This window comes from Streptomyces montanisoli (genome assembly GCF_017813245.1).
In the GTDB taxonomy this organism is placed as follows: domain Bacteria; phylum Actinomycetota; class Actinomycetes; order Streptomycetales; family Streptomycetaceae; genus Streptomyces; species Streptomyces montanisoli.
Genome location: NZ_JAGIQL010000088.1, coordinates 15,779 through 27,287, shown reverse-complemented (window position 1 = coordinate 27,287; position 11,509 = coordinate 15,779). Strand labels below are relative to the sequence as shown.

Annotated in this window: 10 protein-coding genes; 4 read left to right on the top strand and 6 right to left on the bottom strand. The window is 73.2% G+C overall.

Annotated features, from left to right (window positions below; genetic code table 11):
• Window positions 1-127 precede the first annotated feature (127 nt).
• Window positions 128-373, top strand: a complete 246-nt coding sequence (locus JFN87_RS20485) for a hypothetical protein (RefSeq protein ID WP_307865526.1) — start codon at window positions 128-130, stop codon at window positions 371-373.
• 27 nt (window positions 374-400) lie between these two features.
• On the opposite strand, the gene JFN87_RS20480 is transcribed toward JFN87_RS20485, so the two are convergent.
• Window positions 401-1,567: a cystathionine gamma-synthase gene (locus JFN87_RS20480; RefSeq protein WP_209342005.1), complete on the bottom strand. Its 1,167-nt coding sequence runs from the start codon at window positions 1,565-1,567 to the stop codon at window positions 401-403.
• 175 nt (window positions 1,568-1,742) lie between these two features.
• Here JFN87_RS20480 and JFN87_RS20475 point away from each other — a divergent pair, with 175 nt between their 5' ends.
• Together JFN87_RS20475 and JFN87_RS20470 are read left to right on the top strand one after the other, a co-directional pair.
• Window positions 1,743-2,852 carry a hypothetical protein gene (locus JFN87_RS20475; protein WP_209342004.1) on the top strand — a complete coding sequence of 370 codons (1,110 nt, stop codon included), beginning with the start codon at window positions 1,743-1,745 and terminating at the stop codon, window positions 2,850-2,852.
• A gap of 187 nt (window positions 2,853-3,039) precedes the next feature.
• On the top strand, window positions 3,040-4,086 hold the full coding sequence (locus JFN87_RS20470; protein WP_209342001.1) for a hypothetical protein: 1,047 nt from the start codon (window positions 3,040-3,042) through the stop codon (window positions 4,084-4,086).
• A gap of 72 nt (window positions 4,087-4,158) precedes the next feature.
• Here the strand turns inward: JFN87_RS20470 and JFN87_RS20465 are convergent, their stop codons facing one another.
• From JFN87_RS20465 to JFN87_RS20450, 4 genes are all read right to left on the bottom strand, one after another.
• Window positions 4,159-5,229 carry a GNAT family N-acetyltransferase gene (locus tag JFN87_RS20465; RefSeq protein ID WP_209341999.1) on the bottom strand — a complete coding sequence of 357 codons (1,071 nt, stop codon included), beginning with the start codon at window positions 5,227-5,229 and terminating at the stop codon, window positions 4,159-4,161.
• A 153-nt stretch (window positions 5,230-5,382) separates the two neighbouring features.
• The gene (locus JFN87_RS20460) at window positions 5,383-6,066 is read right to left on the bottom strand and encodes an ABC transporter ATP-binding protein (RefSeq protein ID WP_209341997.1); all 684 of its coding nucleotides are present in this window, start codon (window positions 6,064-6,066) and stop codon (window positions 5,383-5,385) included.
• A gap of 150 nt (window positions 6,067-6,216) precedes the next feature.
• A complete protein-coding gene (locus JFN87_RS20455) occupies window positions 6,217-7,737 on the bottom strand; it encodes an ABC transporter permease (protein WP_209341995.1) in 1,521 nt (506 codons plus the stop codon).
• A gap of 124 nt (window positions 7,738-7,861) precedes the next feature.
• The gene (locus JFN87_RS20450) at window positions 7,862-9,130 is read right to left on the bottom strand and encodes a L,D-transpeptidase (RefSeq protein ID WP_209341993.1); all 1,269 of its coding nucleotides are present in this window, start codon (window positions 9,128-9,130) and stop codon (window positions 7,862-7,864) included.
• 330 nt (window positions 9,131-9,460) lie between these two features.
• Here JFN87_RS20450 and JFN87_RS20445 point away from each other — a divergent pair, with 330 nt between their 5' ends.
• A complete protein-coding gene (locus tag JFN87_RS20445) occupies window positions 9,461-9,886 on the top strand; it encodes a hypothetical protein (RefSeq protein WP_209341991.1) in 426 nt (141 codons plus the stop codon).
• A gap of 55 nt (window positions 9,887-9,941) precedes the next feature.
• Here the strand turns inward: JFN87_RS20445 and hutH are convergent, their stop codons facing one another.
• Window positions 9,942-11,504 (bottom strand): histidine ammonia-lyase, encoded by a 1,563-nt coding sequence (hutH, locus tag JFN87_RS20440; RefSeq protein ID WP_209341989.1) that lies wholly within the window; start codon window positions 11,502-11,504, stop codon window positions 9,942-9,944.
• Between the last annotated feature and the right edge of the window lie 5 nt (window positions 11,505-11,509).

Here is an 11,509-nt window from a genome sequence, read left to right as displayed (position 1 = left end):
ACCCTGGAGCAGAAGCCGGCTCACGAGACCCAACGGACACTGGAGTTCAGAACGTGTGCTCTCCCGTACTCGGGGCCCCGGCGGCGGGCCCGGCTGCGGGGGCCGCCTCGGGACCGGCGGTCGCGCCGTGACCCCGAAGGAGGACCGCGTCCGGCGGATGATGGACACGCCCCACCCGCCGGTGCCGCCCGACCTGGCCCGCCGGGCCGCGGCGCGGGGCGCCCGTATCGATTACCGAAGACGGGTGACGCGACGGATCGCGCTGTTGACGCTGCTCGCGGCCGTCACAGCGCTGCTGGCATGGCTGGCCGTCGCGTCCCCCTGGCCGCAACAGGCCCCGTCCGTCATCGCGCCGCCGCCACGCCTGCTGTGACGGCGGCGCCGCGCCCGCGAAGGGGCGTCAGTCCCGGGCCAGGGCCTGCTTGAGGTCCTCCAGCAGGTCGTCGCCCGACTCGATGCCCACCGAGAGGCGCACCAGGTCGGACGGGACCTCAAGGGGTGAGCCGGCCGCCGAGGCGTGGGTCATGCGGCCGGGGTGCTCGATCAGCGACTCGACGCCGCCGAGCGACTCGCCGAGCGTGAACAGCCGGGCGCGGTCGCAGACCGCCACGGCCGCCGCCTCGCCGTCCGCGACGCGGAACGACACCATCCCGCCGAACGCCTTCATCTGCTTGGCCGCGACCTCGTGTCCCGGGTGGTCGGGCAGGCCCGGGTAGAGGACGTGCGAGACGCGGGGGTGGTTGGTGAGCATGTCGGCGATGCGGGCCGCGTTCTCGCAGTGGCGGTCCATCCGCACGGCGAGCGTCTTGACGCCGCGCAGCACCAGCCAGGCGTCGAACGGGCCGGCGATGGCACCCATCGCGTTCTGGTGGAAGGCCAGTTCGTCGCCGAGGCCGGCGTCGGCGACGATCAGCGCGCCGCCCACGACGTCCGAGTGCCCGCCCATGTACTTCGTCGTGGAGTGCACGACGACGTCGGCGCCGAGCGCGAGCGGCTGCTGCAGGTAGGGGCTGGCGAACGTGTTGTCCACGACCAGCCTGACGCCGGCGGAACGCGCGACGCCCGAGAGCGCCGCGATGTCGCTGATGCCGAGCAGCGGATTGGAGGGCGTCTCGACCCAGATCGCCTTGGTGCGCGGGGTGAGCGCCGCGCGCACCGCCTCGGCGTCCGAGCTGTTCGCGACGGACCACTCCACGCCCCACCGGGAGGCGACCTTCGCGAAGAGGCGGAACGTGCCGCCGTACGCGTCGTTCGGGATCACGACGTGGTCGCCGGGCGACAGCAGGGTGCGCAGCAGGCAGTCCTCGGCCGCCAGGCCCGACGCGAACGCGAGGGCGCGGGTGCCGCCCTCGATGGCCGCGAGGTTCTCCTCCAGCGCGCTGCGGGTCGGGTTGGCGCTGCGGCTGTACTCGTAGCCGCCGCGCAGCCCGCCCACGCCGTCCTGCTTGTAGGTGGACACCTGGTAGATCGGGGGGACGACGGCCCCTGTCGCCGGGTCGGCGGTGTTGCCCGCGTGGATGGCGCGGGTCTCGAAGTGGAACGTGTCGCCGGTGTGCTCGTGGGTCATGACGCCCGAGCGTAGCCGGGATACGGGCGGTACCGGCGACTGTGCGGGCGGTACCGGCGACTGTGCGTGCGGCCCGGCGACCCGACGGGCGGCCTGTGACCGGACGGGCAGGATCATGCGGACGGGATCGCATGGGGCGGTCCCGGTCGCGGGGCTTCTCCGCGACAATGGCCGTATGGACGTTCTCTGGTTCCTGTTCGCGTTCGTCCTCCTGGCCGCCCCCGTGGGTCTGCTGCTGCGTCTGCGGCGGGTCGCGGCCTCGGAGGCCATGCGCGGGTCGGTCGAGTTGGCGGACCCCGAGGCGTACGGGTTCGTGCCGCGCGAGGAGCTCGACGTGCGGCTGCCTGGCCCCGACGAGGACCTGCTGCACGTGATCGACGTCGTCCAGGGCACGCGGCGCTGGCAGCCCGCGGCGCGGCTGCTGGCCGGAACGCCTGAGCGCGGCGAGGCGCGCTGGCAGCGCGTCCAGGGGTTCGCGGGCGCGGCCTGCCTGGAGCTCACGGCGCGGCCGGGGCGCGGGGTGGGTGCCGACTGGCTGCGCGAATGGCGGGCCGAGGCGCCGGACGACGCGGGCGCGGCGGAGGTCTTCGCGGAGTTCCTGGTGCAGCAGGCGTGGCGCACGGCGCGGCCGGGCTCGGACGAGTTCCGGATCATCCTGGAGGAGGCGCGCACGGTGTGCGCGGAGGCGGCGGCGCTCGCGCCGCGCGACCCGGTGCCGTACGTGATCGAGCTGGCGGTGGCGCGCGGCCTCGGCTACCGGCGCGAACGGTTCGAGCGCCTGTGGGCCGAGGTCGTGGACCGCGCCCCCGCGCACATGGGCGCGCACCTGGCGGCGCTGCGCTATTTCAGCGCCAGGTGGCACGGCTCCCGCAAGGACGCGGGCGCCTTCGCGACGGAGGCCGCGGCACGCGCGCCGCGGGGCTCGCTGCTCGCGGCGCTGCCGCTGTTCGCGCTGTACGAGCACCTGCCGCGGCCCGGCCTGGGACGGAGCCAGTACCGCGGCGAGGCGGTGAAGCGCGCGGTGGCGGACGCGACGTCCGCGGTGCGCGAGGCGGCGGCGGACGACGCGGTGGTGCCGCACGTGCGGCACCTGCTGGTGCTCTTCCTCGTACGGATGTCGCGGTGGCGCGAGGCTATGGAGCAGTTGCTGCTGGTGGACGGGCACGTGGGGGCCGTGCCGTGGACGTACGCGCGTGACCCGGCGGCCGCGTACGCCACGCACCGGGCGAAGGCGGTCGCGGGCTACGAGGCGAGCGGCGGCAGCCCGGCGACACTGCGGGGGTAACGGCGCCCGGGGTCGGGCGGGGCGCCGCGGGCGCGCGACGCGCGGGCGAGCAGGACGCGCGAGCACGGGGCCGCGCGAACGAGCAGGACGCGGGCTCAGGGCCGCGCGGGCGCGGATGCGGGGTACGCGTCGCGGGGGCGCACACTGAAGGAAGCGCCCGAAGCGCCCGCCGACCGATTGGAACCCCGTGTCACGCGTCATCCTGGTGATCCTCATAGGGATCTGCATCTACTTCTGGTTCAGGTCGCGGCGCGGCGCCGACCGCATGATCAAGACGATGACGGGCCCCGAGGTCGCCGCGTCCCAGGACGCCGCGGTCCCCTCGGAGCGCTCGGCGGAGCTGGGCCTGCTGCCCGCGCAGAAGCAGGACACCCGGTACGCGGCCGCCCCCGGGCCCGAGGCGGCGCGTGCGCTCGCCGCGGCCGAGGCCGGCGACTGGGAGCCCGCGGCCGAGCTGCTGGCGACGGCGGCCGCGAACAAGGACTGGGAGCGGCGGGCCCTGTGGGCCGAGCTGCTGGGCAAGGCGGCAGCCGACCGTACGACGCCGGACGGCACGGCGCCGGCCTGGCTCGCCGAGTGGGAGAAGGGGCGCGAGGGCGACGGCGACGCGGCGCTCGTACGGGCGGGCGCCGAGGGCCCGGGCGCGGCGAGGACGGCCGCGCTCGAGCGCGCCAAGGAGGCCGACCCCGCGGACCCCACGCCGTACGTGGTGGAGATCGGCGGCGCCGTGGCGGCCGAGGTGCCGCACTCGGAGCTGAGTGCGCTCTTCCGCGAGGCGATCATCCGCGAGCCGTACCTGTACGCGGCGCACGCGGCGGCGCTGCGGTACTGGCTGCCTAAGGGCAAGGGCTCGGCGCCGCTGGCGGAGGAGTTCGCGACGGACGCGGCGGCCGGAGCGCCGCTCGGGTCGCTGATGACGGCGTTCCCGCTGATCGCGTGGTTCGAGGAGCACCTGGAGTCGACGCGCGACCCGGAGGAGTACCGCACGGCGGAGCTGACCGGCCGCATCGACCGCGCACTGATGGACGCGGCCGCGGCGCCCGCCGACCACCCGCGCCTGCCGGAACTGCGCCACCTGCTCGCGTACTTCCTCTACAAGCAGGACAGGTTCGACGCGGCGCTCGAGCAGTTCAGGCACGTCGACGGGTACGTGAACGCACTGCCGTGGAGCTACTACACGCAGCAGAACCTGTACATGCGGGCGCGCGAGACGACGGTACGCAACGCGGCCTGACCCCTGGCCCCTGGCCCCGGACCCCCGGCCCCGGACCCCGGACCCCGGACCCCGGACCCCGGACCCCGAGGCTCAGACCTTCATCTCGAACAGGCCCGCGGGCCGTTCGCGCCGGTAGCCGAGTGACTCGTTGACGGCGAGCATCGCGCCGTTCCCGTCCGCGACCGACGTGACGATCTCGCGCACCTGCGGGTGCTCGTCGTGCAGCACGTCGAGCAGGTGGCGCTTGACCGCGCGCCCCACGCCCCGGCCGCGGTGTCCTGGCAGGACGACCGTGCCGCCGGTGGCGGCGCGCGAGTCCTCGGGCGTGTGCAGCACGGCCTCGGTGTACGCGACGACGGCGCCGCCCGTGACGCCGACCGCGCTGTCCGCGCTGTCCGCTCCATGCGCGCCGACCGTGCCGCCCGCGCGGGTGCGGGTGCCGGCGCCGGCGCCGGCGCGGGTGTCGATCGCGGCGGTGGTCACCAGCACCCCGCCCCGCTCCCCCACCAGCCGGGCGGCCGCGGTCACCCGCTGTTCGTCCCAGTGCGGCGGCCGCGCCGCGAGGTCACCGCTCGGCGCGTCCACGAGCGCGTTGTGCGCCTCGGCGAGGCTGCCGGCCAGCTCGTCCGGCGCGACGCCCGTCCAGTGCGCGAAGCGCAGCCCCTCCGGCAGCGGCAGGCGGGGCGTGCTCGCGCGCGCCTGCTCCACCCGCTGGACGTACCGGGTGAGCGGCAGCATCTTCACGAATCCCAGGCTGTCCACGAACGCCTCGCCCGCGCCGCCGAGTTCGAGGCGCGTGGAGACCGACGTGCGGCCCTCGGCGGCGAGCCGCTCCCGTATCGCGCCCCACAGCAGCGCGCCGACACCTCTGCGCCGCGCCCCCGGGTCCACCACGAGTTTGTGAAGGTAGGCCGCGTGCTGGTTGGGCGGCTCCGTCCACAGCAGGAGCGAGGCCACGCCCTCGTACGTGCCGTCCTCCGCCACCGCCGCCAGGTGCACCTCGCGGCCGTTGAACGGCGGCACGCGCAGCTTCCCCGCCGTCTCGGAGCGGTTCGGCTCCGGGACGGCGGCCGGCAGGTCCCGCACGTGCGCGGCGCTGATGACCGCGTGCCAAGCGTCGATCTCGGCGTCCGATGGCGGCTGTGCCAGTGTGATCAGCATGTGGAGAACCTACGCGTACGAGGGTGGCGACGCCCCTGACTTACGGAGACGTCCTGACGACGGCCAGGACACGGGCCGGCGGTGACAGGCGGTGGAACCGAGCGGTGCTGGTCAGGCTGTGCTGGTCGGGCGGTACTGGTCCGGCGGTGCTGGTCAGGCGGGAGCGTTCGAGGTGACCGTGACCCGTCCCTTGCGGATCGTGGCCAGCCTCGGTGCGCGGCGGGCGATGGTGCTGTCGTGAGTGACCATGATGAAGGTCAGGCCGCGCTCTTTCCAGAGTCCCTCCAAGAGTTCCATGATCTCGTCGCGCATCGACTCGTCCAGATTTCCCGTCGGTTCGTCCGCGAGGAGCACCTTCGGCTCCTTCACGAGGGCGCGGGCGATGGCCACGCGCTGCTGCTGCCCGCCGGACAGCTCGCCCGGCACGTGCCCGAGCCGCTCGCCGAGCCCCACCGACTCCAGCGCGTGTGCGGCCCGTTCACGGCGCGCCGCGCCCTTGACGCCGAGCGGGACGAGCGCGGTCTCGACGTTCTCCTGGGCGGTGAGCGTGGGGATGAGGTTGAAGCTCTGGAACACGAAGCCGATGGTCTCGGCCCTGACGCGCGTGAGTCGCGCCTCGGACAGCTTGCCGAGGTCGGTGCCGTCAAGCTCGACGGTGCCGTCCGTGGGGCGGTCGAGGGCGCCGAGCATCTGCAGGAGCGTCGACTTGCCGCCGCCGGTGGGGCCCTGGATGACGAGTCTGTCGCCGTCGGCGATGGTCAGGTCGACACCGGCGAGCGCCTGGACGGTCTGCTTGCCGCGCTGGTAGCGCTTGGTGACTGCGGTGAGCTGGTACATGAGGTGACTCCTGCGGGACGAGGACAAGGGAGGCGGAGTAAGGGACGGTGCCGTGCCGGTACGGGCTCCGCGGGTGTGCGGAACCCGTACCGGCACGTGCGTGGGGACGGGCGCCGGAGCGGGGCGTGCCGGCTCCGGCTCCCGGGCCGGCTACTCGATGCGGCGCAGCGCGTCCGCAGGCCGCAGCCGGGACGCGCGCCAGCCGCCGAAGCCGCCGGCGATGAGGCCGCCGGCCACCGCGAGGCCGACCGCGACGGCGATCACGCTCAGCGAGACGGGCGCCGTGAGGGACACCTGCACGGCTTTCGCGGCCAGTTGGCGTCCCGGGCCGCCCGGCCCGCCCGCGCCACCGCCGCCGAAGCCGCCACCGTTACCGCCGAATCCCCCGCCGCCACCGGAGCCGCCTGAGCCGCCCGCGAGCTGCGCGGTCAGCGTCGGGCTGATCGCGGAGACCACGTACGCGCCGACCAGGCCGAGCACGATCCCGAGCACGCCGCCCATCAACCCGTTGACCAGGGCCTCGCCCATGACCTGGCGGGTGACCCTGCCGCTCTTCCAGCCGAGCGCCTTGAGCGTGCCGAACTCGCGTACCCGGCGTCGTACGGCCGACGAGGTGAGCAGGCCCGCGACGAGGAACGCGGCCACGAGCACCGCGATCGACAGCCACCTGCCGACGTCGGAGGCGAGCCCCGACGCGGTGGAGAGCGATCCTGAGACGGTGGAGGCGAGGTCGGCCGAGGTGGTGACCGTCGTGCCGGGCACGTTCTTGCGGATCGCGGACTTCACCGCGTCGATCTGCTGGGAGTCGGAGGCCTTCACGTACACGGTGGTGACCTTCGCCTTGGTGTCGGCGAGGGTCTGCGCCTTCTTCAGCGGTATGTACACGTCGGCGGCGGCGTCGCCGCTGTCGGCCGTGGCGATGCCGATGACCTTGAACTTGGTGCCGTGGACGGTGAGTGTCTTGCCGACGGCGAGGCTCTTCTGCTTGGCGTAGGAGCTGTCGACGAGGGCCACGTCGGCGTTGGTCTCCGACGTCTTGAACGTCCGGCCCTTCGTCAGCTTGGAGCTCGTCAGCGGGCCGAGCGTCGAGTCGGTGACGTCCGTGCCGTAGACGGTGTACGAGTCGACGTCGAACGACGCGCCGCCGCCCTGCACCTGCCCGCCGCCCGCGGATCCGCCTGAGCCGCCTGACCCGCCGTTGCTGCCGCGCCCCGGCTGCCCGGCGCCGCCCTGGCCGGGCGCGACCTGGCCGCGCTTGAACTGCCCGTTGACCTTGAGGACGTTGAGGCTGAGCCCGCCGACCGCGGACGCGACACCGTGCTGGCCCTTGACCTTGGTGACGGTGGTGTCGGCCAGGGTCTGGAACCCCTGGACCATCACGCGGTCGGTGGACTGGGTGCTGTCGTCGTCCTTGTCCTGGCCCTTGAAGCTGAACTTGGGGCGGCCGGAGGAGCCGGAGCCCGAACTCGGCGGCGAGGCGGCCTTGGTGACGGTCATGTCGGTGCCGAGACCGTAGAGGGACTGCAGGACCTTGTCCTGAGCCTTGTTCATGCCCGAGGTGACCGAACTGACCACGATCACGAGCGCGATGCCGAGGGCGAGTCCTGACGCGATGACGAGTGCCGCTCTTCTGCGGCGACGCAATTCGCGCCGGAGGTAGGTGACGAACATGCCGTGAAGTTATGGGCATGTCGTGACAGGTCCTTGAGGCAACGATGAGAGCCCCGTGAGAACGCGGCGGCACAACGCGGAGGCCGCACCCCGGCGAGGGGATGCGGCCTCCGTGGCGCGCGGCTCAGACGGCCGAGCCGGCCTGCCAGTCGCTCCAGCTCATGTTCCAGCCGTTGAGGCCGTTGTCGGGCTGGACCGTCTTGTCGTGGGAGTTCTTCACGATGACCACGTCACCGAGCAGGGAGTGGTCGAAGAACCAGTGTGCGGGCGTGCTCGGGTCGCCCGCGCCCTTCACGTCCTGCAGGCCCACGCAGCCGTGGCTGGTGTTGGCGCTGCCGAACACCGAGGGCGCGCCCCAGTAGTTGCCGTGGATGAACGTGCCCGAGCTGGTCAGGCGCATGGCGTCGGGCACGTCCTTGATGTCGTACTCGCCCTTGCCGTCGGAGTCCGTGAAGCCGACCGTCGCACCGTTCATGCGGGTCTTCTTGTACTTCTCCGAGATGACCATCTGGCCGTTGTACGTGGTGTGCTCGGGCGAGCCCGCGGAGATGGGGATCGTCCTGATGGTCTTGCCGTCCTTGCGCACGACCATCGTCTTCGTCTTGGCGTCGACCGTGCTGACCTGGCTGCGGCCGACGTTGAAGGACACCGTCTTCTGCTGGACGCCGTAGACGCCGTTCGCGCCCTGGACGCCGTCGAGCGACAGCTTCATGGTGACCTTGCTGCCGGCCTTCCAGTAGTTCTCCGGCCGGAAGTCGAGGCGCTTCGAGTTGAACCAGTGGCCGACGACCTGCTGGCCGCTCGACGAGGAGACCTGGATGTTCTTCTGGACGTCCTTCTTGTCCGTGATCGCCTTGTCGAAGTTGATCGAGACCGGCATGCCGACGCCGACGGTCGAGCCGTCCTCTGGCGTGAAGTTGCCGATGAAGCTGTTGCTCGGCGAGACGGTGGTGAAGGTCGCGTTCTCGTTGGCGCCGCGGCCCTTGGCGTCCTTGGCCGTGGCGGCGACCTTGTACGTGGTGGAGCGCTCCAGCTGGCCGTCCGGGCTCCAGCTCTTGCCGTCGGCGGCCAGGGTGCCCTTGACGGCCTTCCCGTCTGCCGTGGAGAGGCTCACCTGCGTGAGCGTGCCGCCGGAGACGGTGACCTTGGCGGCGTTGTTGATGCTCGCGTTGTCCGAGCCGTTGCCCGGCGTGATGGATATCTTCGCGTCGGACGTGTCCTGCGCCGCGGCCTTGTCTGCGGCCGCCTGGCCCGACTTCGTCGGTGCGGCGGATGCGCTGCCGCCGTCGTGGCCGCCGCTGCACGCGGACAGCGCCAGCACGCCACCGAGCACCGCGGACGCGGCCGCGATGCTCGTCCGCCGCTTCCTTACCGTCATCACACGCTTCTCCATCGTCGCCGGATACTGTGCCGATGGCTCCCGGGAGCCCACAGCTCCCTGAACAACCTCGGCAGGCCGTTCGGTGCCCGCCCGGAGGGCGATGTGGCCGAGGCCACTGCGGCTTGCCGCACCGCTCTGGCGCGGAGCCGGGCCTTCCAGGGTGACACGGTTTTCGGGAAGCTCGTGCCGCCTCGTCCCGTTCGGGACTTCCGTCCTCAACGGTGTGTATGCGAGCGCACACATCGAGTAGACGAACTGGAACGCGACTTTCCCCCGCACGGTCGCTTTCACTAGCATCGGCGCACCCCGCCAATTCGACGTCGTCACAAGGGGATCGATCTCGTGTCCGTCGCTTTCCGCTCCGCCGCGTTCCGTCCGCTCGTCACCGCGGGTGCCGCCGGGATCATGCTGTGCGGGCTGTTCTTCATCCCGTCCGCCCACGGCGAGGGCCCGCACGGCGTGGCCCCGCACAGCCACGCGCGCAGGGCGGACTCGGCGGACTCCGTGGACGCGGCGAACTCGGCGGGCTCGGCGGACTCGGCGGGCTCGGCGGATTCGACGAACTCGGCAGACTCGGCGGACTCCTCGGGCAGGAGCGCGGACAGAAGCGCGGCCTTCTCAGGCCAGAGCCCGCGGGCGTCGCGCCGGCTCGCCTTGGGCGGGGCGACCGCCGGCACGGGCGCGCCGGACGTGGCGGGCGACGCGGGCGCGCTGTGCGCGGATGCGGCGTTCGTCACACGCGCGGTGTGCCGCGGCGACGAGGCCTGAAGGCCCGGGCCGTTGTGCCCGGGCCTCCCCCTACCTCCCCTGCCTCCCTCTTCCGTCAGGCCAGCGGTCCGGTGACGGCCTCGACGGCGGCCGTCAGCTCCCCGGACCGTACGAACGCGTCGGCGGCCGCCAGGTCGGGCGCGAGATAGCGGTCGGGCCCCGCGCCCGCCACGCCCGCGGCCCGCAGCGCGTCGAGCGCGGCACGCGACGCGGGCGCCGCTTCGAGCCCGGCGCCGTCGGCCGCCGTGCGCAGTTCGAGCGCGCGGGTCGCCGCGTACAGCTCGACGGCGACGATCCGGGCCAGGTTGTCCACGGCGGTGCGCAGCTTGCGCGCGGCCGACCAGCCCATGGAGACGTGGTCCTCCTGCATCGCCGACGACGGGATCGAGTCGACGGACGCGGGGACGGCGAGCCGCTTCATCTCGCTGACGAGGGCCGCCTGCGTGTACTGGGCGATCATCAGCCCCGAGTCGACGCCGGGGTCGTCGGCGAGGAACGCGGGCAGGCCGTGCGAGCGGTTCTTGTCGAGCAGCCGGTCGGTGCGGCGCTCGCAGATCGACCCGAGGTCGGCGGCGGCGATGGCGAGGAAGTCGAGTACGTACGCGACGGGCGCGCCGTGGAAGTTGCCGTTCGACTCGACCCTGCCGTCCGGCAGGACGACCGGGTTGTCGACGGCGGAGGCGAGCTCGCGCTCCGCGACCGTGCGGGCGTGGGCGAGGGTGTCACGGCCCGCGCCCGCGACCTGCGGGGCGCACCGCACCGAGTAGGCGTCCTGCACGCGCGGCGCCTCGTCCTCCTGGAAGTGGCCGGTCAGCGCGGAGCCCGCGAGGACGCGCAGCATGTTGTCGGCGCTCGCACCCTGGCCGGGGTGCGGGCGGATGGCGTGCAGCTCGGGCGCGAGCACCCGGTGCGAGCCGAGCAGCGCCTCAAGAGTGAGGGCGGCGGTGATGTCGGCCGAGGTGTAGAGGCGGTCGAGGTCCGCGAGCGCGAGGAGGAGCATGCCGAGCATGCCGTCGGTGCCGTTGAGGAGCGCGAGCCCCTCCTTCTCGCGCAGTTCGACGGGCGTGATGCCGTGGGCGGCGAGCAGCTCGCCGGCCGGCCTGACCGTCCCGTCGGGGCCCTCGGCGTCGCCCTCGCCCATGAGCGCGAGCGCGCAGTGCGAGAGCGGCGCGAGGTCGCCGGAGCAGCCGAGGGAGCCGTACTCGTGGACGACGGGCGTGATGCCGGCGTTGAGCACGTCGGCCATGGTCTGCGCGACCTCGGGGCGCACGCCGGTGCGGCCGGAGGCGAGGGTCTTCAGGCGCAGGAACATCAGGGCGCGCACGACGTCACGCTCGACGCGGGGGCCCATGCCGGCGGCGTGGCTGCGCACGATGTTGCGCTGGAGCCGGGCGCGCAGGTCCTGCCCGATGTGGCGGGTGGCGAGCGCCCCGAAGCCGGTGGAGACGCCGTAGACGGGCTCGGGCTTCGCGGCGAGCGCGTCCACGACGGCGCGGGCGGCGGCGAGGGCGTCGAGCGCCCCGGCATCGATCTCGACACGCGCGCCCTGCCGGGCGACGGCGATGACGTCCTCGGCGGTGGCGCCCGAGGTTCCCAGCACGACGGTATGCATATCCATATTCA